The organism is Flavobacterium luteolum, from assembly GCF_027111275.1.
Lineage (GTDB): Bacteria > Bacteroidota > Bacteroidia > Flavobacteriales > Flavobacteriaceae > Flavobacterium > Flavobacterium luteolum.
Genome location: NZ_CP114286.1, coordinates 3,778,418 through 3,803,330, shown reverse-complemented (window position 1 = coordinate 3,803,330; position 24,913 = coordinate 3,778,418). Strand labels below are relative to the sequence as shown.

Genomic DNA, 24,913 nt, shown 5'->3' with positions numbered 1-24,913 from the left:
CGGGTTGAATTATCTTCTCGAGGTAAAGTAGTTTTTTAAACTTTCGCAACCTGATAAATCTGAACTGAATTGCGGAAATTCTTTGTCCACTCTTTTTGAATTCGAATATTCATTTTTTTCTACATAATCCATCATTCGCAAACAGAGCGCTTTAAATTTATCTGTCTTTGCACTTTGATAGGCCAGTTTATAATTTGCAATAGCTTTAATTTTGTTTCGGTATTCAATTTCGTCGATATAAGATTCATTTACTTCATTACTTCCATAACTAAAGCTTGAATAACGCCTCATCATCCAGGAATTACCATAATCTGACATATTATAGTAACAATTTGCAATTAGAAAATAGTAATAATCGCGATCTTTCGTTTTTGGATTATTCGCTAAACTGGTGTATTTTATTAAATGTTCTGTCACAGAAAGTTTAGTAACCAAATATTTTTCTTTATGCTCTATAAAAGAATTTGTGTACTTAAAATCATAAAACGGATTTTGATCAAAAACGTAATAATCTCCAAAGCTTCCTCTTTCCCAAGCATTATAATTATCATCCCAGTATTTTTTATCCAAAGATCTAAACGTAATTAATGCATTGTTTAATTGATTCTCTCTAAGATATTTAGTACCTAGTAAATCTTTAAGATAATCTTTGTCTTTCAAGAGTTTTGCATAAATTATTTTTTGAAATTCTGTAGACAGACCTTTGTCAATTTGATCAACAATCTTTTGCAAATCTTTAGCAGAATAAACAAAATCCAAATAATCAAAATAAACATAAAACTCCTGTAAATTACCTGATGTTTTGATTCTGTTTCCTCGCCATTCTACATCACCTGAATCGTATGATCGCTCTGTTGTTTCTTCAATTAGAGACATTAAAGCCAATCCGTCAGTACTATTTTCTTTAAATTCTAATTCTCTTCCTAAAGCAAAAATAAAACGTGGATCGTCTTTATATTTTAAGATAATCGGTTCGATTTCAGGTTTGATAATTGCATTCCCTTTTTCCTGATTTGCTGTAATACAAAGCGCTTTTATTTTCTCTATTTCAGCCGTTATTTTTTCAGATTGATGTGCTTTTTCAAAAAGGGAAATGTTTTTTAAACAATCCGTATAATTTCTTGTAATAAATTGCAAGTTGATTTTTGAAGCTTCCCAAACAATCGGATTTTGTGTTTTAGTAACATCTACTGTATTTATAAAATTCAAAACTTCTTTTGCATACAGCCTATCGTTTTCAGAGCGATTGCGTAAGGTTTCGGTTGTAACTTTTACTTTTTCGTCAATTCTCCAAAAATCTCCAAAATCTGTAGACGGATTATAATTAGAATAATAAGGTGTATAAACCCAATCTTCAATTTTATTAATCTCACGCAAGAGCAAGAATCCTAATATCTGAGACTTTGGATTATTCTCGTAAATCGCTTTCAAATAATCGAGGTTTTTATCTACTTTCTGAACCGATGCATAAGCATAAACATTTGCGATTTCTTCCTTACTTTCAACATATTTCAAAGCCTCCTGAATTTTGAAATCATGATGAAAATAGAAATAGCTCGCATAACTTTTTTCTGGAGAATTTGCCATTAAATTGGCAACATCAACCATATATCCCGGATTTGATTTTGTAAAAGTGTAGAAAAACAAACTCCAGTAGTACAAATAATCCTTTTTAGCTTTATTAAAATTAGCCTCAAAAACCGATTTGATAATATCATTTCTTCCAGAATAATAAGCTAATCTAATAGTTAAAAAAGCATATTTTCGTTTAAAATATTGATTTTGTTCTTTATTGGTAACTTCTACAATTTTATCTAATAATTCAGCTTTGCTTTTATTGTTTGCATTTTCATTTCTTTCCCAAACATCTTCTGCATCACCAATCATTTCGCAATTCTTTGCCATTTTGACGTAAGCAATTGCAGTTGTTTTATTATGTCGATATAAATATTTTATAAAGTCATTGTCGCTTTTAGAATGAATATCAGTGTAAGACAAATTGAAATTAAAATCTTCAATAGCATCAATCGAAACTTTTTTATTGGTATAATTATACCAGTCTGCAATATTAGAATCTACATTCAGCTTATAATCTTCTGGATTTCTGCTATAATCAAATCCCCATAAATCTGCATTGTAAAAAAACGATTTGTATTGCGCATAATTAAAATACTGAGGTTTAAACAAACAATATCGCACATCTTCACCATAGGGCGAATATCCGCAAGCAAAACTTTTGCAAAAACTACTTACTAAAAGAACTATAAAAACTAGAAACTTCTTCATGATTGTATTTTTTAAAAGTACTGTCGTCTAAATGGAATAATGAAATTGTTGTGGTGTCGTCTAATTCGACATTTTTTTTAATAATCGAAATCGCTTCCTGAATTGTTTTCGAATCGACTTCTTCTATCTTTAATTGATCACCTTTTTTTAAATAATATTCATATTCAAAAGTATAATCTTCTGTCATTTCGTACCACATTGGTTTAGTTTGTTTAGCAATTCCGCTTATATCTGCAGAATTAAAATTGACCAATCCGGCAAAGCGATTGTTATGATACCATAATGTCCAGTAAAAAACAGGCAACGCGACATCCAAATGTACCGGATAACTTCTTTTTTTATCTAAATAAGATTTTAATTCATTTATATCTAAAATTGAATTTTTCTCTTTCTGAGATTGTGGCTTAATCAAATTATAACACATTAATGTTACCTTATCTACAGGCGGAACTCCCATTATATCAGGATATTTATATGGATATAGACGTAGCGTGCAACTAATTTCTTTTTTAGATAATTGCTTTATCTTTTTCAATAAATAGAAATACTTATCTTTTGTTGATTTTGTCCAGTCGCAATCAATTTGAATTTCTGAAAAATCGAAATTGTTTTCATCGTTGTTGTTGTATTGATAACGACCTTTACGGTATTTATTTATTAAAAAAACAATATTATCTGCTAGCTTATCAAGTGACTTTTCATTATTGTATTGAAAGATTTCATTCTTGATAAAAATGGTTGGAACGATACTTACGGAATCCAGATTTTTTAATGTGTATCGATCAGGACTATTTTTTTGATAGGGGAAATTTCCCATCGTTTCACTATAATCCACCTCAAAAAATTTGTAATAGATTTTCTTTACTTGCAATTTATTTAGCTGATCGACTGTTTCCTGATTTAAAGAAGATCCACTCTTCCAGTAATAGAAGGCTCTTTCGACATTTTTAACTTTATTTTCTTTATTGGAACAGCCCAATAAAAAAGAAGAAATAATCACAAGTAACAGATATTTTTTCATTGCAATGATATTTTTTATTTTAACGTAAAATCGTATTAAAATTATATCTTTTTGAAATAAAAAAATTAAAAAATACCAACTATTTTTTTAGATTTTTGTTATTATTAAAACAATAAATAGGATCGGTTTTTAACTAAAAAAATGCCCAATATTTGTCATTTCGACGAAGGAGAAATCTTCGCAAGTAGCTCGACAAAGATTGGGTTTTCGTTGCAGAGTTACTTGCGAAGATTTCTCCTTCGTCGAAATGACAAAAACAAAAAAAGCTGTCCTAAATGGACAGCTTTTGTATTTAAGAGAAAACCTAATTCTTATTTCAACCCAGCCAAACTCTGCTCAATTGTAGCAATTTTAGCCAAAGCATCAGCTTGTTTTTGTTTTTCTAAATTAAGGACTTTCTCTGGAGCTCCGTTTACGAATTTCTCGTTAGAAAGTTTTGCTTCTACTGATTTCAAGAATCCTTTTGTGTAATTCAATTCTTCTGTCAGTTTTGCGATTTCAGCTTCAACATCGATATTTCCAGTAATCGGAATGAAATATTCATTTGATTTTACACGGAAAGATAAAGCGCCATCTACTTTTTCAGAAACATATTCGAAAGCAGAAACGTTTCCTAATTTCGTTACAACTGAATCAAAATAAGTCGAAACATTTTCGCTGTTGATTCCTTTTAATTCAATTGCATCTTTAAACGGAATATTTTTGTCTTTTCTGATTGTTCTAATTCCCGAAATTACTTCAATTGAGTTTTCAAAATCAGAAATTAATTTTGCGTCAAATGGTTTTACCTCTGGCCAAGTTGAAACAATTAAAGCTTCTTCTGGAGTTCTTTCAGCGATTAACTGCCAAATTTCCTCAGTTAAGAAAGGCATAAACGGATGCAATAACTTCAAGTTGTTTTCTAACATTTCGATCGCTTTCGCAAAAGTCACGCTGTCAATTGGCTGTTGGTATGCTGGTTTGATCATTTCTAAGAACCAAGAACAGAAATCATCCCAAACCAATTTATAGATTGCCATAAGAGAATCTGAAATTCTGTATTTCTCGAAATTATCTTCAATATCAACCAAAGTCTGCTGTAATTTCTCTTCGTACCATTCGATTGCCACTTTTGATGATTCTGGCTGTGCGATCGTTTCAGAAACTTCCCATCCTTTAATCAATTTGAAGGCGTTCCAGATTTTGTTTGAAAACGCTTTTCCTTGATTACATAATTCTTCGTCAAACATAATGTCGTTTCCTGCAGAAGCACTTAAAAGCAATCCTACACGAACACCATCAGCTCCAAAAGCATCGATCAAGTCTAAAGGATCAGGAGAATTTCCTAATGATTTAGACATTTTACGACGTTGTTTATCACGAACCAAACCAGTCAAATATACGTTTGTAAATGGTTTTTCACCTGCATATTCATAACCTGCAATGATCATTCTGGCAACCCAGAAAAATAAAATATCTGGACCTGTTACCAAGTCGTTTGTTGGATAATAATATTTAAAATCTGGACTTTCTGGATCCATGATTCCGCCAAAAACTGACATTGGCCATAACCAAGATGAAAACCAAGTATCTAACGCATCAACATCCTGCGTTAAATTGTTAATTGTTAATTGTTGATTGTTAGTTTTTTCCTTTGCTAACTTTAAAGCATCTTCGATGTTTTCAGCCACTACGAAATCTTCTTTTCCGTCTCCGTAATAGTAAGCCGGAATTTGTTGTCCCCACCATAATTGACGAGAAATATTCCAATCGCGAATGTTGTTTAACCAATGCGCATAAGTGTTCTCAAAACGTTTTGGATGCAATTTAATATCTCCCGTTTCTAAAACTGACTTAATTGCCGGTTTTACTAATTCTTCCATTTTCAAGAACCATTGGTCTGATAATCTTGGTTCGATTACCGCTTTGGTTCTTTCAGAAGTTCCAACTTTATTTAAATGGATTTCGGTCTTCGCCAAAGCTCCAATTTCTTCTAATTCTTTTGCAATTTCGGTACGAACTACAAAACGATCTTTTCCTTGATAATGTAATCCGAAACTATTTAAAGTTGCATCTTCATTAAAAATATCAACGATTTCTAGATTGTGTTTTTCTCCTAAAGTTTTATCGTTCATATCGTGTGCAGGAGTTACTTTCAAACATCCTGTTCCGAATTCAACATCAACATATTCGTCTTCAATAATTGGAATTACTCTTCCGCAAATTGGAACGATCGCTTTTTTACCTTTTAAATCTGTAAAACGCTCATCGTTTGGATTAATACAGATTGCAGTATCTCCAAAAATAGTTTCAGGACGTGTTGTAGCGATGGTTAAGAAATCTTCTGAACCTTCGATTTTATATTTTAAGAAAAATAATTTTCCTTGTTGTTCTTCATAAATTACCTCTTCGTCAGAAAGAGTCGTTTTTGCTTCTGGATCCCAGTTTACCATACGGTATCCTCTGTAGATTAAACCCTTGTTGTATAAATCTACAAACGATTTAATTACAGATGCAGACATATCTGGATCCATAGTAAATTTAGTGCGCTCCCAATCGCAAGAAGCACCTAATTTCTTAAGTTGTTCTAAGATTGTTCCACCGTATTTATCTGTCCATTCCCAAGCATGTTTTAGGAATTCTTCGCGGGTCAAATCGTTTTTATTGATTCCTTCTGCTTTTAATTTTGCTACCACTTTTGCTTCAGTAGCAATAGAAGCGTGATCTGTCCCAGGTACCCAACAAGCGTTGAAACCTTTAAGACGTGCACGGCGAATTAAAACATCCTGAATCGTATTATTCAACATATGTCCCATGTGAAGGACTCCAGTGACGTTTGGCGGCGGAATTACAATGGTGTACGGTGTTCTATGATCTGGTTCTGAATGAAAATAGTTGTTTTTCATCCAGTAATCATACCATTTACTCTCAATCGTCTTAGCGTCAAATTGTGCTGGAATTGTCATTTACTAGGGTTGTTTAATCGTTAATTTGTTTAACCGTTTAATCGGTTTTGATCATCGAATTTCAAATTGATTTGTTTTCTTATTTCTGTTTTAAAAAATCATTTATAAATCAATCTCAACGATTAAACAAATAAACGATTAAACAGTTAAACAAAAAAACTGGTTCAATTTTTGTATTTATAACTGACAGCAAAAGTAAATAATTAAGTAGACTATAAAAAGAGAAATAATAATTTGTGTGTTAATTAAAAGAATGTATATTTACTTACAATTAAAAAAAGATTTCATATGAAAAATGCAGCCTCTTTTATTGCAGCCTTATTGTTTAGCGCAATAAGTTATGCTCAAAACGGCCCAAAAATTGAATTTGCAGCCCCAGACAATACAATTGATTATGGAAAAATTTCTAAAGGTGACAATGGACTTCGTTCCTTTGAATTTACAAACACCGGAGATGCTCCTTTATTAATTACTGGTGCAGAATCTACAGTAAGTTCAATCGTTGTTACTAAACCTGCCGCAGCCATTTTGCCGGGCAAAAAAGGAAAAATCGATGTAAAATATAATATGGTTGCAGGGCCAATTCGTAAAACAATTACTGTTGAAACCAATGCAGTAAACTATCCTGATGGAAGAGTAGCCCTTAAAATTAAAGGTGAAGTTCAATAAAAATTAAAAAACCTAAATAACAAAAGCCGTTTCTATATAAGAAACGGCTTTTTACTTTTACAGAGAAATATCTTCCTTCTAAAATCTTTTCTCTATCTACATAGAGAAACATCTTGCTTCTCAAATCTTTCTTCTTTATTACTTCGCAGCGCATTCAACAGAATCAAACTTGTATTTTACGCTTTCAAAATCAATTGGTTTATCTTTTACTAGATAAGTAACTCCCATTGTTGTCTGCATGGTTCCATTTCCTAAAATAAGCTGATTGTTACGTTTTAAAAGTGCCATTGGATTTTTGAATGTTTTTTCTCCATTCACATTGTCTTTAAAAGTATAATCTACAAATAAAGTATCACCATGAAACTCACCCGCAACTTCTCCTGTTCTAACAGTCGAAGGAGCAACTCTCATAATCATATCTCCATTTAATTTTCCGCTTTTTAAAGTATTCAATTTTAAATCTATTGTATCCTTTTCATAAATTGCTTTGTAGCAAGCAGTGCTAACTACTGTTTCAGCTTCAGCTTTAACAGCTTCAGCGGCTTTTTGTTTTTCTTCATTTTTACAGCTTTGCAATCCTACAAAGGATAAAAGCAAACAAGATAAGGCTAGATTTCTCATAATTTTTTCTATTTTATTGATACTACTATAAAATTAAAGAAAAAAGATTTTCTTCTTACTATAATTTTATAAATTTTTGATTACAAACTCAGATCTTCTATTCAATTCGTGTTCTTCTTCTGAGCACGATTCGTCTGTTCTACATTTTATAATTGGCACTGATTCACCATAACCTTTTGCAGAAACTCTTTTGGCTTCAATTCCAGATTGAATAATAAACTCTCTTGTTGAATTGGCTCTTTTCTGAGATAAATCGGCATTGTATTTTTCATTTCCTCTTGAATCGGTATGCGATCCAATTTCGATTACCATTTCAGGATATTTTTTCATTAATTCTACAACTCTGCCTAAAATCACTTTGGATTCTTTACGAATGTACCACAAATCATAATCGAAGTAAATCGGATCTGTTTTAATGATTAATCTGTCTTTGTCTTTTACAACATCTTTTTCTTTCGCTAATATCTCTTTTACTTTCTCATTCTTTTTAACTTCGGCAGCTACGATAGCCGCTTCTTTGGCCTTTTTCTCTTTTTCTTTTAATTCAATTGCAACCAAAGCTTCTTTTTTCTTATTCTCTTCTTCAATAATAATTTCTTGCTTTCTCTTGTTTTCAGCAATTTGTTTTTCTTCTTGTTTGATTACGTCTAAAGATTTCAATGCCAAAGAACCATCATTAACCTTATCTCTTGTTTTGTCTAATGTCAGTACTTTTGAAGCGTTAGTATAATTTTCTTTGAAAGCACTAATTTTATACGAAGTCTCACAAGCAACAGTAAAACTAAATTTTCCGTCAGCCGAAGTGGTAATCGTATTTAAAGTCTTATTTTCTGAATCCTGCAATAGTACCGTCGCATTTTCTAAAGCCAATTGCGTATCAATATCTATAATCGTCCCGGCAATAAACTGTTTGCAATCTTCAACAATTAAATCTTTTATTTCTTTAAATTGGTAAATATCATCGCTTCCCTTTCCTCCTTCTCTATTTGATGCAAAAAAACCTTCTTTGGTATTAGAATCGATATTAAACGCAAAATCATCTAAATTAGAATTTAAAGGAAGTCCAATATTTACAGCTTTTGAATATTCACTTCCATTTATTTCAGAAACAAAAACATCCAAAGATCCATACCCCAAATGTCCGTCTGAAGAAAAATATAATTTATTATCTGTCGAAGCAAAAGGAAACTGCTCTCTTTTATTGGTATTAATTTGTGGACCCAAATTCTTTGGAGTATCAAATGCACCTTTATTGATATTAACCGAATAAATATCAAAAGATCCTAAAGACCCAGGCATATCTGAAGCAAAATACAAGACCTTTTCGTCTGGACTTAAGGCTGGATGCTCAACCGAATAATTCGGGCTGTTGAATGGAAGGGACGTAATTTTAGTCCACTTTCCATCAACCAATTCTGCTTTAAAAATCTGAAGATTGGAAATTTTCTTATCGTCTTTTTTCTTCTTTCCGTTTTTAGAATTGTTTCGAGTAAAATACATTGTTTTGCCATCTTTTGTAAAAACAGCATTCGATTCATGCATTCCGGTTTTCAATTCTTTAGCAAAATAATGAACAATAGAATCTGCCGAATTAATGTTTTTAAGCGGAACTGAAACCAAATTCAAATAGGTTTCGTTATCCCATTTGTATTTTTTATCGAATAGACCAGGCTTCAATTTAACACCTGCAAAAACAAGATCTTCTTTGTATTTCACTGCTCCAAACTCAGAATTCGGTGTATTTATCGCTAAGTTTTTAATTTCAAAACGCTTACCAATTGCGGTAACATTTTCTAAAGTTTTAAGGTCTTTTTCAAAATTGGCAAGATCTTCAGAATTGGCAGATTTAGCATAATACTCTTTTAAATTGGCATTTGCATCATCGTCTCTATTTGTTGCTTTTAAAGTTTGCGCGTATCTAAAATAATATTCTCGATCCAAATTATTACTGTAACTTGAAACCAAAAGACGATAATATCGCTGTGCCTTTACTAAATCGTTTGTATAGAAATAAGAATCAGCCAGATTTTTAATGACTTCTTGCGAAGGTTTTTCATCTGCTAATTTTTGATACAAAACAATAGCTTCGCTGTAATACGTTTTGTCAAAAAATCGTTTTGCTCTGCTTAATTCCTGACTTTGGGCGCTTATAAACTGTATTGAAAATACGAATACAATAACGAGTAGTTTTTTCATATTTTTCATTTTAGAAGAATCTTGGTGATTTATCAAATCCTTTTCCTAACAAATCTAAATCGAACAGCAGCATGATTTCATGTGTTCCTGAATTAAACTGTCCGAAGTTTGTGAGGGTATAATCGTAAGCATACCCCACTCTTAGGGTCGGCGTAACATTAATATTAAATAATGCACTTACCGAATCATCGATTCTATAGGCGGCTCCAAATTCAAATTTTTCGTTATACAGAACATTGGCTGTAACATCTAATGTTATTGGTGCGCCTTTTACAAATTTTGACATAAATGCTGGCTTCAATTTCAATGCGTCGTTCAGCTGAAAAACATAACCTGCAGTTAAAAAAGTATGCATTTCTTCGGAACCAAAAGCATTAATTCCTGACTTTTCTTCAATGTATTTGGATTTCAGCAGATTTGGCACGGATAATCCAACATATAGATTATCTCTAAAATAATAGGCTCCTACTCCAATGTTTGGTTTTGTTGCATTTATATTTTCTGCAAAAGCTAAATCGGTCTGAGGATCTGTGAACTGAAAACCATTAAAATTGGTCTGCATGGATGAAAAACCTGCTTTTAAACCCAATGATAATTTATTTTGTCCGCCCAATTTTAAAACGTATGCAAAATCAGCATACACATTATTCTCTTTTTTTGCACCATCTCCAATATCATCTGAAATAAATGAGATACCAGCTTCTATTTTATCTGAAATGGCGGTGTGACCGAAAAATGTAAATGTTTTAGGAGCTCCAACTGCTCCTACCCACTGTGTTCTGTACAATCCTCCAAAATTCATCATGGCAGGAATACCTGTAGCATAAGCTGGATTGACTACGCTCATATTGTACATATAATGCGTGTATTCGGGATCTTGCTGGGCAGAAATGGATAAACAGAAAAGGAAATTTATAAAGAGTATTATTTTTTTCATTTGAAAATTATATTAAAAATGTAAAAGAGATTTAGCGATTTAAATAAAGACGTCCTTGTTTTGGAGGCTTATTGTCTTTATTGAAATGCAGTACATAAAAATAAACTCCGTTGGGCGCAATACCTCCAGCGATACCGCTCTTTTCATAGTTTTTGCCATCCCAAGCTGGTTTATTATTATCTCCTTTATACATTCCGTTTCCGTATCTGTTATAAATTTCAAGTGTATAATTTGGATATAAAAATTCAATGTCTTTTATCACAAACGAATCGTTTACTCCATCTCCGTTTGGCGAAAATCCGTCTGGAATAAAGAATTCATATTGAGCAACCTCACAGTCCTGAAGTGAAACTTTTACTTCTTTATAATTTTCTGATAGGCATCTTGTTATTTCATTTAAATCGTACCCATAATAAGTTGCATTATGAACTAACATGGTGGTTGAAGCCAATAGATTTCCATCTACAGCATCATACCAAGCTACTGTTGTCGGAACATTTGTTTTATTAGACAAATCACTTATTTTCGGGTTTGCCAATCCACAAAAATCTGCCGTTTCATTCATTTCCGGTGCAGGAGTATCGTAAATAACTACCGTAACCTTGGCAGGTTCTGAAACACAGCCTGCTGTAGAAGTTTCTCTAACGAAGTAATCTTCTGTTTTTAAAACATAATCAGCAGCAAGCGATGTTGTTGCTGTTGCCGAATTATACCATTTATATTGAGTTCCTTTTGGTTCTAAATTAGCAATTACCGCTTCATCAACTTTACAAAAATTCTGATCTAGAACAATTGGCGCTGGCGGAATTGGATTTATTATGAAATCATCTGTAACATTGATTAAGTCTACATCACAATTTGTAACCGTATTGATTAAATTCAATAATGTAATTTTTGTGGTGCCTGTATTTAAAAGCAATTCAGCCGGAATTATAAAATCTAATTTACCATTTGTTACAGCTTTAGTAATAGTTTGAACAGATGAAGAATTGCTTTCAGACAACGTATAAGAGATACTAGCGTTGGTTAAACTTCCTAATCCCGAAACTGCTACAGAAACTGGAGCATTCAAACAATAATCATTAACTTTTGCAACCACAGTTACTGCATTTGGCAATGGATTTATATTTAGATTTCCAGCTACATTTGCTGTATTACTGCATTGAGGTGCAGGATTTGTGATATTGGTAATACTATAAATGGTAATTACTGATAATCCGCTTCTGGTATTCAGGTTTCCTGGAACTATAAATGAGGCTTTTCCACCAGCGGCAAGCATTCCTGCCGTTTCACCAAGAGCAAGATTATCTCCATTCACATTATAAGAAATACGATAATTTCCATCTAGTAAATTGGGTGCAGTAACTTGAATTACTGCATCATCATTTTGACAAACTGGGATTGCTGTTAATGAAGCATTCGTCAATCGCGGTAACGGATAAATCGTTAAAATAGTTGCAAATGGACTAAAAATGTTAACGCATTTTCCTTTACTTGATGTTGATACTATATTGGTGACCGTAATATTGTATTTACCAACCCGATTAAAATAAGCTGTTTCTATTGGAAAATTAAGTTCTCCATTTACAAAATTTGCCGTCTTTGCATTTGAAACAGATATTCCTGGCCCAACAACGGTATAAGAAACTTTATATTCGCCATTCGGAATAGCATCTGGTCCCTGTGTAATTTTTGCCGAGTAAGTTGCTGTCGCAATTTCCGATTCGCAGATATCTTTATTAACTACGATTTTAGCCCCTGTAAAATCAAGTCTTTTTTCAAGAGTTATTTTTACTGTAGCTTCTTTATCAGGACATATATTATTGTCAGGAATTGCTAAAACTTTATAAGTGTAAGCATATTCTCCAGGCCCGTTCGCATCAAACAATTCTTGTAGATTAATATTATGATCTGTAGGAGAAGTTATTCCTATTCCTGTCCACGTACCACCGGGGTCTTCATCAGTAAGCTGATCATTTAAATTTAAATCAGTGTATGCAGCCAAATCAGTAGTTCCACATAAAACTAGATTTTCCGGTTTTCCTTCTTTTGGAGCTATCAAAACTGTAACTTCAAGATTAGTCGATTTTTCGTCTGGAGAACAGGCAAGCACAGCGGGTACGGTATAGACAAAACGAAGCGTAGTTTTGGTTTTTATACCCCCAATCTTTATCGGATTTTCGGCAGGCTCTCCTGTAATGTAAGTAAATCTGCCGTTTGTATGTGGCCCCATCACTTTACTGTCAAAAGCCGTAAAAAGATTAAAAGAGTCATCTTCATTACAAACTGTCACTTCCGATCCAACCCCAACGTATGCTCCTATGGTAATGGTAATGACAGCTTTATTATCTGTACATCCCGAAGTTGCAGGAGCTGTATAAGTATACTTGTAAGTTCCTCCTGCACGAATAAGCTGAGCATTCAAAACACCAGTAGAAGTATTTAGCCCTCTTAGGTTATTATTGTCTGTCCAAGTTCCTCCAGGAATAGGAGAACCACCTAATAAAGAAAATAAATTTACAGATTGATAAATAGGATTCGTAACATCACAAATCAATTCGTTTGTGTTATCATTGCCAGCACATTGGGCTGCTAATTTTGAAGAAAAGGGATTGAAAAAAATAAAAAACAATACAAAATATAAATAGCTTATGTAGTTTTTTGCCATAGATTAAATTTTTGCTAAACATAAGAAAATATTTAACAAAAAAACTAATTTTCAGCAAACTTATTTTCACAAAAAAAAGAGATTTCTGTAATACAGCATCATAAAACATGGTTTTGCAATAAATTAAACAAACTACAATTCAATTGTTTTTACAGTTCGTCTTCTAATTTAAATCTAAATTTAAGCACAACACTATTTCGTTCTACTTCCATATTAATCCAAATATCATCTTCCGATTTCAAAAGGTTATTGATCTGCTCAAGATTATATTTATATGGCTGTGCATTATTAATACTGACAACAATATCTCCTTTGCGTAAACCGCATTTTTCGGCCGCAGAATTCTTACGCACATTTACTATCTCATAGACAGGTTTAAGAGCAAATTTATACTTAAAATTATTATCGTTTTTATCTTTGTCCTGCAATTCATCCATTGTAGAAGCTACTCGCACTGTTTCTAAATGCACTGTTTCCTGTACCCATTGAAGCCCATTGTGTTGAATCGTGATTCCGCTCTTATTGTACGTAAAGGGCTCTCCATATTTGCTGTTTTTTTTAAGATACAACTTTTTCCCTTTATAATCCAAAACCAGAGTAAAACGTTTTAAGACCTCGCCCCCTACAGATCCAATACGTCCTGGAACCATCTTAACGTTACGAATTGAGGCAGAATCAGGAAAAGACACAATCGGTTTTTTGAAATCAAATTCGTCAATCGAGAATTTATCAATTTTAGCACGATGCCCTTCAATGTCTCCGCTAAATCCTTTTCCTAAAAAGTCTGGAAAGTTTTTGTTTGGAAGTTTAATTTTATCATTCTCAAAAATCCAGAAAGCATCGCTATTTCCAATATCAATTAAAAGCTTTGCCGGAATTTCTTGATTGTTCACAGTTGCGGTTGTCATGATATATGGTTTTGCTTTTTCTACCGTTATCGGAATCAATCTAAACTGTTTGTTTAGTTTTTCCTCATATTTATCACTTTTGGCATGAACTATTATTTTCTTCTTCTGATAATTGACTTCAACATAGTTATTTCTAAAGAATCTATGACCTATAATTCCGTTAACAGGAATTCCGATATGAGAAGATAGATTAAAACTTTGATCTAATATAATAAAAACCATATGGTCGTTTGATTTGAGACCATGCGTTTCGAGAATATTTTTGGTTGATTTTAGGCCTTCTATTTCTTCTTCGCTTCCTAAACCACGTAGCTTGATTTTCTCCACATTGTTAAAACTGACTTCCTGCTTTTCTTCCATACTAAAGAGAATTGTTTCTTCAACTCCTGAATCTAAAAGGAAATTTAACTCAACTCCGTTTACTTTTATAGGAATAAAAACAAGATTATTAATCAGTTTAAAAGGAATCGTAGCCTTTGTTGCATTGTTTTCTAATAAAAAATCGCCTTGCCCGAAAAGCAAAAAAGGTAAGAATAACCCAAAAAACAATACTATATATTTTTTCATTGACAATATTTTATTATAAAATTAGTAAATATATTTATTATTGTTACATTTTCGCAAGTCCTTGTATTGTTTACGTTAAATTGGAAAAAAAAATGCAAATTTGCACTTCAATAATTTATACTCATGCCGACAATTTCACTCAAGGGAAAAAACATGCCCGAATCTCCGATACGCAAGCTGGCTCCTTTTGCTGATTTAGCAAAGAAAAAAGGACACAAGGTGTATCACTTAAACATTGGTCAACCGGATATCAAGACACCGGAAGTGGCCATCGAGGCGGTAAAAAATATTGATTTGACTCTTATAGAATACAGTCCGTCTGCCGGATATGAAAGCTATAAAAAAAAATTAGCACAATTTTACCAGCGCCAAAACGTAAACGTTAACACAGAAGACATCATTGTTACAACTGGTGGTTCTGAAGCCTTACTTTTTGCACTGGCCACAATTACAGATCCTGGAGATGAAATTATCATCCCAGAACCTTTTTATGCTAATTATCATGCGTTTGCTTCTTCTACAAGTGCAACGGTAGTGCCTCTTGTCTCTACTATAGAAACTGGATTTGCTTTGCCAAGTATTGATGAAGTTGAAAAACTAATAACACCAAAAACAAAAGCCATTCTGATTTGCAACCCTGGAAATCCGACTGGATATTTATATTCTGAAGCCGAAATTAAACAGTTAGCTCATTTAATTAAAAAACACGATTTATACTTAATCGCCGATGAAGTTTATCGTGAATTTTTATACGATGGCGATGATGTACATTTTTCGGTAATGAATTTAGAAGATGTACAGCAAAATGTAATCATGGTCGATTCTGTTTCTAAACGTTACAGTATGTGCGGAGCAAGAATTGGCTGTTTGGTGACAAAAAACAAAGATGTTCTGGCAACTGTAATGAAATTTGCTCAAGCACGTCTAAGTCCGCCAACTATTGAACAGATTGCTTGTGAAGCTGCAATAGACACACCGCAAAGTTATTTTGACGAAGTAATTGGCGAATACAAAGAGCGCCGAAATACTTTAATCGCCGAATTAAACAAAATTGATGGCGTTGTGGTTACAAAACCAAAAGGTGCTTTTTATTGTATTGCCGAACTTCCGATAGAGGATTCAGATGATTTTGCACAATGGCTTCTTGAAAGCTATGATTTAAATGGCGAAACGGTAATGATTGCTCCTGCTAAAGGTTTTTATTCGACACCTGGAATGGGACTAAATCAAGTTCGTATTGCCTATGTTTTAAACAAAAAAGATTTGATTACAGCCGTAAACATTTTAAAGGAAGCTTTATTAGTTTACAACAACAGATAATCAATTCATTATAATACACTTTAAAAAGACAATAACGTTTTTCGTTGTTGTCTTTTTTTATTTTTTATAATAGTATTTATCTTCAAATTTTAAATTATATCCAAAAAGCAGCAATTAAATCCTAAAAACCATAGAATAGGTTTCCTATTTATTAATTATCTTTACCGCCTTAAAAAGATATACCACATTATAATAGTAGTTCTTAATGATAAATAACGAAGATTTTTTAGACGAAATAGGTGACAGTCACTTCAGCAGTAATGCAAAAAACCCTTTAAGAGAGGATGCTTTTGACATCACTGATGAAGAAAAAATAGAAAAAATTAAAAAAGATGTCGAAAGCATTCTGCAAACATTAGGAATGGATTTGACAGATGACAGCATTAAAGGAACTCCAAACCGAGTTGCAAAAATGTTTGTAAAAGAAATTTTTGGAGGTCTTAATCCTGCAAAACAGCCAAAAGCTTCCACTTTTGACAATAATTACAAATATGGCGAAATGCTTGTAGAAAAAAACATTACAGTTTATTCTACTTGCGAACACCATCTACTGCCAATTATTGGACGTGCTCACGTGGCTTATATCTCAAGCGGACGTGTGATTGGTTTATCAAAAATGAATCGTATCGTTGAGTATTATGCTAAAAGACCTCAAGTACAGGAGCGTCTTACAATGCAGATTGTTCAGGAACTTCAAAAAGCGCTAGGAACAGAAGATGTTGCCTGTGTGATCGACGCAAAACACCTTTGCGTAAATTCTCGCGGAATTAAAGATATCGAAAGCAGTACAGTAACTTCTGAGTTCGGCGGAAAATTCAAAGATCCTCAAACGAAGAGAGAATTTCTTGACTATATTAAACTAGACACTCAGTTCTAATTATACAATATTTCTATTATATTTATAATCTAGCCCTAATGGATGCAACATCCTTTTATGGTTTCGTTTTGAAACGAGATAAAAGATACAGCGTACAGTAGGAATAGCTTCTAAAAAAAATCAACTAAAAAATATGCCACTATATAGCAGTCAACCGCTCAAAATATACAATTCGCTTTCTGGCGAAAAAGAAGATTTCAAACCCATCCATGATGGAAATGTTGGAATGTATGTTTGTGGACCTACCGTATATAGTAATGTCCATTTAGGAAACGTGAGAACTTTTATGTCTTTTGATGTAATTTTTAGATATTTTCTTCATTTGGATTATAAAGTTCGTTATGTTCGAAATATCACCGATGTTGGACATATTGTAGATGATGTGGATGAAGGTGAAGATAAAATTGCTAAAAAAGCACGTTTAGAACAATTGGAACCAATGGAAGTAGTACAGCGTTATACTGTTGATTTTCATAACATTCTAAAAGCGTTCAACTTTTTACCGCCAAGTATCGAGCCTACAGCAACTGGACATATTATTGAACAGATTGAAATTATTAAAAAAATTATCGATAAAGGCATCGCTTATGTAGCTAATGGATCGGTATATTTTGATGTTGTAAAATATAACGAGACTAATAATTACGGTATTTTAAGCGGTAGAAATATCGATGATATGTTAGTTAACACGCGTGATCTTGACGGACAGTCGGACAAGAGAAATCCACAGGATTTTGCGTTGTGGAAAAAAGCAGAGCCAGAACATATTATGAGATGGCCTTCTCCTTGGAGCGATGGTTTCCCAGGATGGCATCTAGAATGTACGGCAATGAGCACCAAATATCTTGGAAATCATTTTGACATTCACGGAGGCGGAATGGATTTAAAATTCCCTCACCACGAATGTGAAATTGCTCAAAACGAAGCTTGCACTGGTCAAGCACCAGTAAATTACTGGATGCATGCCAATATGCTTACCTTAAACGGAAAGAAAATGGCAAAATCAACTGGAAACAACATTCTTCCAGGTGAGATTTTAAGCGGAGATAATAATATTTTAAGTAAACCTTTTTCTGCTTCTGTAACTCGCTTTTTCATGCTTCAAGCGCATTACAGAAGTATTTTAGACTTTTCTGATGATGCCATTGTTGCAGCTGAGAAAGGATACAAAAGATTAATGGAAGCACTAGATGCTTTACCAAATATCAATGCAAGTGCTTCTAGCTCTATAGATTTTGCAGCATGGAAACAGCTTTGCTACGACGCTATGAATGACGATTTCAATACGCCAATTTTAATTGCGCAATTGTTTGAAGCCGTTCGTTATATCAATCTATTAAAAGATGGCAAAGAAACGATCTCTGCTGATGATTTAAACGATTTCAAAACAGCAGTAAACGCTTTTGTTTTTGACGTTTTAGGACTTAGCGATGACAAAGCTGCCGATGGCGATAGCGACAAATTGGATGGCGTGGTAAACATGCTTATCGAAATGAGAAATCAAGCGAGAGCAGATAAAAACTTTGCGCTTTCTGACCAGATTCGCGATCAATTAATAGCTTTAGGAATTCAGCTTAAAGACGGAAAAGAAGGAACTACGTTTAGCATTCAATAAAAAAAGTGATCAGTGTTCAGTTTTTTTTAAGTCCTCACTCGATTCAAAGTTTGAATCCAAACATTAAAAAACTGAACACTGACCACTATAAACTAACTGATACAAAAAATATGTTTTCAAAAATTCTAATATATCCCTTTGTATTGTTAGTCCGTTTTTATCAGACTGCTATTTCGCCTTTTACACCTGCCGCCTGCAGATTTGAACCAACTTGTTCAACTTATATGATTCAAGCACTGCAAATTCACGGATTGTTCTATGGTGGTTTTTTAGGTATTAAACGCATCTTAAGCTGCCACCCTTGGGGAAGAAGCGGATATGATCCTGTACCAGAAAAGAAATGCAACCACAAACATTAACTTTTTAGAAAGCGGTACTTTACATTAAATATTTATTTTTACAGCTATATAAAAAAAATCAATACATGACACACGCCTTAAATTTAGTTTGGAATCCTTCTGAGGGAATCAACTTAGGATTTTTTATGATTCGCTATTACAGCTTAATGTTTGTAATTGCTTTTGGTTTAGGATGGTTCCTAATGAAAAAGATGTTCGAAAGAGAAAACGAATCAATAGAAAAACTAGATTCTTTATTTGTTTGGACAGTATTAGCCACTTTAATTGGAGCTCGTTTAGGTCATGTTTTATTTTACGATTGGGAATATTTCAGAAATCATTTACTAGAAATTTTCCTTCCAATTAGATTCGAACCAGAATTTCAATTTACTGGTTTCCAAGGATTAGCAAGTCACGGAGCAGCAATTGCGATTATTGTTGCCATGTATTATTACAGTAAAAAAATATTAAAGCGTCCGTTATTATGGATTTTAGACCGTGTTGTAATTCCAGTTGCGAGCGGCGCTATCTTTGTTCGTTTAGGGAATTTCTTTAACTCAGAAATTATCGGAAACGAAACTGACTCTGCTTTTGGAATCCGTTTCCTTCATGATAAATTCAGTAAGGCTGAAGCAGTTCAAAAAACAGGAATAGCAGATCCAAAAGAAGCTTATAATGCGATTGTTTCAGACCCAAGATTTGCTAATTTATTAGCCGAAGTACCTTCAAGACATCCTACTCAGCTTTACGAAGCAATCTGTTATGTTTTTGTTTTTGCTATTCTATACTTTTTATACTGGAAAACAAATGCAAGACTTAAATCTGGTCTATTATTCGGATTGTTTTTAGTGCTTTTATTCGTTGTACGTTTCATCGTGGAGTTTGTAAAAGAAAGTCAAGGCGGTTTTGAGAGCGAATTAGGCTTATTTTCAACAGGACAATGGTTAAGCATACCATTTATCATTATCGGGCTTTTCTTTGTCATTAGAGCACAGAGAAATCCTTTAGCAGAATCATAAAAAAAAATTACAATTATAAAAAAAGCCCAATATTAAAATATTGGGCTTTTTCTTTTTATAACTGACACGAAATACCAAATTCGATATTCTTGGTGTTATAACCCGCATTACTGCTTCCTAAACCAGCATTCGAAACATGCCTCACACTAGGACGCACATCAAACCGGAATTTATTGTAATCAACAGTAAAACCAAGCGCAAAAACATCGGCAAAAGCAAAACCTTTAGACATTCTTTCTGTTTCCGTATCTGTAATAAGTGGACCAACACTTCCTAATGCATAAACCGAAAAGATCTTACCAATGGGTTTTCTAACCATAAAACCAACATTAAGAACATATTCCCTCACCTCTTTTAGTCTCATATATTCTATTCTTTTCTGCTCGAAATTGGGTGTCTCTGGCTTTACAAAATAATAATTCAGCAATTGGTGCTTTCCAAAATTGATTTCGGGTTGAATTAAAACTTCATAAACAAAATTCGTAGTCTCTTTTATTTTGTAATAGAGTTGTGCTTTATAAAAATGATTTTCAAAAGTATAATCCGTGTTACTAAATTCACTTCCAAAACCATAACTCAAACCTACTCTGAAATTACTGCTTTTCTCTTGCGCTTTAAGCTGGAATACCGCGAATAAAAAAAGTACAAAGAATATTTGTCTTAGAATCATAATTTGTTTTGGGTTGGCAGATACAAACATAAAAAAAAGATCCAGCTTTCACTGGATCTTTTTTTTATTTAGAATAAGGTTTTTAATTATGCCTTATTGTGTTTGTCTTCAATTGTATGTTTCTCATCACTTGAAATCGTGTCAACCAATACTGGCGTAGCGATAAACAATGAAGAGTAAGTACCAACGATAATACCAATTAACATCGCGAAGATAAATCCTCTGATAGATTCTCCACCGAAGATAAACATCGTTAATAACACGATGATCATCATTAATGATGTATTCAATGTTCTAGATAATGTAGTATTAATAGAAGCGTTTACGATATCTTCGAAACTTCCTTTACGGTTTCCGATGATAAACTCTCTCACCCTGTCAAATACAATTACAGTATCGTTCATAGAGTAACCAATTACTGTTAAGATCGCAGCGATAAAGTGCTGATCCATTTCCATGTGGAATGGCATGAATTTGTAGCATAATGAGTAAACTCCTAATACGAAGATTACGTCGTGTGCAACAGCTGCAATCGCACCTAATGAATATTGCCATTTACGGAAAGAAACCATTAAGTATAAGAAAATAACTGCCATTGCTCCAAGAACTGCCCAGTAAGAGTTAGTTTTAATATCCTCAGAGATAGAAGCTCCAACTTTAGAAGCTTGCAAAACACCTACTTTTTTACCATCAAATGAGTTGATGAATTTATCGTAAGTTGTATTTGGGAAATATTTCTGTAAAGCAGCGTATAATTTTTGGTTTACTTCTTCGTCAATTGCTACACCGTCTTCTTTAATTTTATATTTAGTTGTGATTTTCAATTGATCATCATCACCTAAAATTTTAGCTTCAACTGGCGTACCAAAAGCAGCAGATAATTCATCTGAAACTGCAGTAGCATCAACTGGTTTTTCGAATTTAACTTGGAAAGTTCTTCCTCCAACAAAATCAACACCTTCATCTAATCCGTTAACAAAGAAGATAGAAACTAAACTTACTACAACTACAATTGAAGAGAAGATGTAAGTGAATTTTTTAATCTTGATAAAGTCAAAGTGGAAGTTTGTAAACCAGTTTTTAGTAATGTTTGTAGAGAAAGTTAAATCTCCTTTTCCAGCAATATTTCTGTCAATGAAAATTCTAGCAATAAAGATAGAAGTAAACAATGAAGTTACGATACCAATTAATAATGTTAATGCGAAACCTTTAATAGGACCTGTTCCGAAAATGAATAAGATAGCTCCAGTTAAAACGTGAGTAACGTTAGCATCAATAATAGAACGCATTGCACCATGCCATCCGTAAGAAGCTTGAACTGCTTCAGAAAGAGATTTTCCTTCACGTAATTCCTCTTTCGCTCTTTCGTAGATAATAATGTTCGCATCTACCGCAGTACCTAATGTTAATACGATACCTGCAATACCTGGTAATGTCAATACAAAACCAAAACTTGCCATAATTCCGAATAAGAATAGTAAGTTTAATAATAACGCAAGGTTTGCATACCAACCAGCTTTACCATAATAGAATACCATCCAAACACAAACTAATAAGAAACCTAATACAGAAGAAATTGTACCTGCATCAATAGCAGCTTGTCCTAAAGATGGACCTACAACAGTTGATTGAATAATATCTGCAGAAGCTGGTAATTTACCTGCATTTAATACGTTAGCTAAATCTTTAGTTTCAGCTACATCAAATGAACCCGTAATCTCAGATCTTCCTCCAGCAATAGGACCGCTTGTTACACCTGGAGCAGAATATACGATATCATCTAATACAATAGCAATGTAGCTTTTTTGAGCGAATGCTCTTCCTGTAAGTTCTTCCCAAACTTTAGCACCTTGGCTGTTCATCTGCATAGAAACTGCAGGTTTACCCATTTGGTCAAAAGTATCTTTTGCATCAGTTACGACACCACCGCTCATTGCTGGAGTATTGTCTCTGTTTCCTTTTAAAGCGTATAATTCTACAACTTCGATATCAGCTGCACTTTTTGCATCTTTAGCTTTTGGATCTTTTATAGTTGTTGGCTTACTCCATACAAATTTTGCATAGTGTTGGTCAGCTGCCAATAAAACTCTAATTTCTGGTCTTTTAAAATAATCATTGATAGTTGCAGTATCTTTAGGAGCAAAGTAACCTAAAACTGGTCCACCACCGTTACCAATTATTTTATCAAATAAAGGATTGTTTCCTTTTTTAACTTCTGAAGAATCTTTAGCATCAGTTAATAATGCATTTAATGAATCTTTAGCAACAGTTTTAGTTTCAGTTTTCTTAACTTCAGTTTTCTTCAAAGCCTCGTTAGCAGAAACTAAGAAGTTACCAATTTCTTCAATTTTATAAGTTTCCCAGAACTCTAATTGAGCTTTTCCACCCAATAATTTTTTAATTCTATCAACATCCTTAGCACCTGGAAGCTCTACTAAGATTCTTCCTGTTTCTCCTAATTTCTGGATGTTTGGCTGTGTAACACCAAATTTGTCGATACGCTCTCTTAATACTTTAAAAGCACTTTCTACAGACTCATCAACTTTTCTTTTGATAACTTTTTGAACTTGCGCATCAGACATTTGAAAGTCTACTCCACCTTCTCCTTGAAGACTTCTGTTAGCGAAAATATCTGGAGATGCAAGTTTTACAGTTCCTTTTGAATTTGCTTCAAAAGCTTCAAAAAACTTATTTAAATACGTTTTGTTTCCTTCTAAATTTGCAGATGCATCAGCTAATGATTTATTAAAAACTGGATTTTTAGAATTATTAGCCAAACCTTTTAATACATCTTTAATAGAAATTTGAAGAATTACGTTGATTCCTCCTTCTAAGTCAAGACCTTTATTAAGTTGTTTGTTTTTCACTTCATTATAAGTGAAATCAGTAAAACCAAGGTTTAATACTTTTTCTTTACCAATAGAATCTAAATATTTCAGCTCTTTATCAGGATTATCTCCTGCAAAAGCTTTAGCTTCACTTTTGACACCATTTGCCACAAAAGTGAATGATAGTTGGTAAATACTTACCAATGCAAATAGAATTGCGAAAAATTTAATAAGTCCTTTATTCTGCATTATTACTAAAAATTAATTATGTTTTATTTTTGTTTTTGTTTTAAAGTCCCATAAAATAAGCCCTGACATGATTTTTTAAAACAAAAAAACGAGATCACGAATTACCAATTTTTTTTTAAACCGAGCAAATATATAATTAACGAAAATATTAACCAATTTATTTATTAATTAATCTCAAAAAAAAAGCTGCAAAAGTGCAGCTTCTTTTCTTTTTTGCCGTTTTTATTATACTAAAATCGTTTTTAAGGCATCATTCATACTACGAACTGCATCTGCACTTTTCGCAAATAAAGCCTTTTCCTGATCGTTTAAGTTTATATCTAGAATTTCTTCCACACCGTTTTTACCAATTATACAAGGCACTCCTATACAGATATCATTTTGACCATATTCTCCTTCTACTAAAACAGAACATGCAATCATTTTTTTCTGATCGTTCAAAATACTATCTACTAAATATGCAACAGAAGCTCCTGGCGCATACCAAGCAGAAGTCCCTAGAAGACCTGTAAGAGTTGCTCCTCCTACCATTGTATCTGCAGCAACCTTTTGCAATACTTCTTCTGAAAGAAATTGCGATACCGGAATACCGTTATAAGAAGCTAAACGCGTTAACGGAATCATAGTAGTATCTCCATGCCCTCCAATTACCATTGCCGAAATATCATTTGCTGGTTTGTCTAAAGCTAATGAAAGGTACGTTCTAAAACGAGAACTATCTAAAGCTCCACCCATACCTATAATTCTATTTTTTGGAAGACCTGTAGCTTTTAAAGCCAAATACGTCATGGTATCCATCGGATTGGAAACTACAACAATAATTGTATTAGGAGAATACTTTAGCACATTCTCAGCAACTGTTTTAACAATTCCCGCATTGATACCAATTAATTCTTCTCTCGTCATTCCTGGTTTTCTCGGAATTCCTGATGTAATTACTACTACATCGCTTCCTGCAGTTTTAGAATAATCGTTGGTAACGCCAGATACTTTAGTATTAAAACCAGTATTTGTCGCACATTGTGTAATATCCAATGCTTTACCTTCGGCAAAACCTTCTTTAATATCCAACAATACTACTTCGCTAGCAATTCCTCTATAAGAAATAACATCTGCACATGTAGCTCCAACATTTCCTGCTCCTACAATGGTAACTTTCATATTTTATACTTTATCGGT

17 protein-coding genes are annotated in these 24,913 nt (G+C 33.1%); 6 read left to right on the top strand and 11 right to left on the bottom strand.

Going from position 1 to position 24,913, the window contains the following annotated elements; all coding sequences use genetic code 11:
* Nucleotides 1-9: 9 nt before the first annotated feature.
* The 3 genes from OZP10_RS16225 to OZP10_RS16215 form a co-directional block, all read right to left on the bottom strand.
* Complete coding sequence (locus OZP10_RS16225) at nucleotides 10-2,286, bottom strand: hypothetical protein (protein ID WP_281631813.1); 2,277 nt, start codon at nucleotides 2,284-2,286, stop codon at nucleotides 10-12.
* The gene (locus OZP10_RS16220) at nucleotides 2,246-3,307 is read right to left on the bottom strand and encodes a hypothetical protein (protein ID WP_281631812.1); all 1,062 of its coding nucleotides are present in this window, start codon (nucleotides 3,305-3,307) and stop codon (nucleotides 2,246-2,248) included. The genes OZP10_RS16225 and OZP10_RS16220 overlap by 41 nt, the downstream gene beginning before the upstream one ends.
* A gap of 311 nt (nucleotides 3,308-3,618) precedes the next feature.
* Entirely contained in the window at nucleotides 3,619-6,252 is a 2,634-nt protein-coding gene (locus OZP10_RS16215; protein ID WP_281631811.1) for a valine--tRNA ligase, read from the bottom strand.
* Nucleotides 6,253-6,540: 288 nt separating this feature from the next.
* On the opposite strand from OZP10_RS16215, the gene OZP10_RS16210 reads away from it, so the two are divergent.
* The gene (locus OZP10_RS16210; protein WP_177210389.1) at nucleotides 6,541-6,921 is read left to right on the top strand and encodes a DUF1573 domain-containing protein; all 381 of its coding nucleotides are present in this window, start codon (nucleotides 6,541-6,543) and stop codon (nucleotides 6,919-6,921) included.
* A gap of 138 nt (nucleotides 6,922-7,059) precedes the next feature.
* On the opposite strand, the gene OZP10_RS16205 is transcribed toward OZP10_RS16210, so the two are convergent.
* From OZP10_RS16205 to OZP10_RS16185, 5 genes are all read right to left on the bottom strand, one after another.
* Entirely contained in the window at nucleotides 7,060-7,542 is a 483-nt protein-coding gene (locus OZP10_RS16205; RefSeq protein ID WP_177210390.1) for a hypothetical protein, read from the bottom strand.
* A gap of 66 nt (nucleotides 7,543-7,608) precedes the next feature.
* Complete coding sequence (locus tag OZP10_RS16200; RefSeq protein ID WP_281631810.1) at nucleotides 7,609-9,738, bottom strand: OmpA family protein; 2,130 nt, start codon at nucleotides 9,736-9,738, stop codon at nucleotides 7,609-7,611.
* A 10-nt stretch (nucleotides 9,739-9,748) separates the two neighbouring features.
* A complete protein-coding gene (locus OZP10_RS16195) occupies nucleotides 9,749-10,675 on the bottom strand; it encodes a PorP/SprF family type IX secretion system membrane protein (protein WP_281631809.1) in 927 nt (308 codons plus the stop codon).
* A gap of 31 nt (nucleotides 10,676-10,706) precedes the next feature.
* Complete coding sequence (locus OZP10_RS16190; RefSeq protein ID WP_281631808.1) at nucleotides 10,707-13,343, bottom strand: T9SS type B sorting domain-containing protein; 2,637 nt, start codon at nucleotides 13,341-13,343, stop codon at nucleotides 10,707-10,709.
* Between the two features lie 149 nt (nucleotides 13,344-13,492).
* A complete protein-coding gene (locus OZP10_RS16185; RefSeq protein WP_281631807.1) occupies nucleotides 13,493-14,818 on the bottom strand; it encodes a PDZ domain-containing protein in 1,326 nt (441 codons plus the stop codon).
* A gap of 123 nt (nucleotides 14,819-14,941) precedes the next feature.
* Here OZP10_RS16185 and OZP10_RS16180 point away from each other — a divergent pair, with 123 nt between their 5' ends.
* The 5 genes from OZP10_RS16180 (at nucleotide 14,942) to lgt (ending at nucleotide 19,987) form a co-directional block, all read left to right on the top strand.
* Nucleotides 14,942-16,138, top strand: coding sequence for a pyridoxal phosphate-dependent aminotransferase (locus OZP10_RS16180; RefSeq protein ID WP_281631806.1), 1,197 nt, complete (start codon nucleotides 14,942-14,944; stop codon nucleotides 16,136-16,138).
* A 205-nt stretch (nucleotides 16,139-16,343) separates the two neighbouring features.
* Nucleotides 16,344-17,015: a GTP cyclohydrolase I FolE gene (folE, locus tag OZP10_RS16175; protein ID WP_281631805.1), complete on the top strand. Its 672-nt coding sequence runs from the start codon at nucleotides 16,344-16,346 to the stop codon at nucleotides 17,013-17,015.
* A gap of 133 nt (nucleotides 17,016-17,148) precedes the next feature.
* Nucleotides 17,149-18,630, top strand: coding sequence for a cysteine--tRNA ligase (gene cysS / locus OZP10_RS16170; protein WP_281631804.1), 1,482 nt, complete (start codon nucleotides 17,149-17,151; stop codon nucleotides 18,628-18,630).
* A 110-nt stretch (nucleotides 18,631-18,740) separates the two neighbouring features.
* Nucleotides 18,741-18,989, top strand: coding sequence for a membrane protein insertion efficiency factor YidD (yidD, locus tag OZP10_RS16165; protein WP_008462282.1), 249 nt, complete (start codon nucleotides 18,741-18,743; stop codon nucleotides 18,987-18,989).
* A 65-nt stretch (nucleotides 18,990-19,054) separates the two neighbouring features.
* On the top strand, nucleotides 19,055-19,987 hold the full coding sequence (gene lgt, locus OZP10_RS16160; RefSeq protein WP_281631803.1) for a prolipoprotein diacylglyceryl transferase: 933 nt from the start codon (nucleotides 19,055-19,057) through the stop codon (nucleotides 19,985-19,987).
* 55 nt (nucleotides 19,988-20,042) lie between these two features.
* Here lgt and OZP10_RS16155 read toward each other — a convergent pair whose 3' ends face one another.
* The 3 genes from OZP10_RS16155 to mdh form a co-directional block, all read right to left on the bottom strand.
* Nucleotides 20,043-20,657 carry an acyloxyacyl hydrolase gene (locus tag OZP10_RS16155; RefSeq protein ID WP_281631802.1) on the bottom strand — a complete coding sequence of 205 codons (615 nt, stop codon included), beginning with the start codon at nucleotides 20,655-20,657 and terminating at the stop codon, nucleotides 20,043-20,045.
* Nucleotides 20,658-20,743: 86 nt separating this feature from the next.
* On the bottom strand, nucleotides 20,744-23,734 hold the full coding sequence (gene secDF, locus OZP10_RS16150; protein WP_281631801.1) for a protein translocase subunit SecDF: 2,991 nt from the start codon (nucleotides 23,732-23,734) through the stop codon (nucleotides 20,744-20,746).
* Nucleotides 23,735-23,959: 225 nt separating this feature from the next.
* Nucleotides 23,960-24,895, bottom strand: coding sequence for a malate dehydrogenase (gene mdh, locus OZP10_RS16145; protein ID WP_281631800.1), 936 nt, complete (start codon nucleotides 24,893-24,895; stop codon nucleotides 23,960-23,962).
* Nucleotides 24,896-24,913 lie beyond the last annotated feature (18 nt).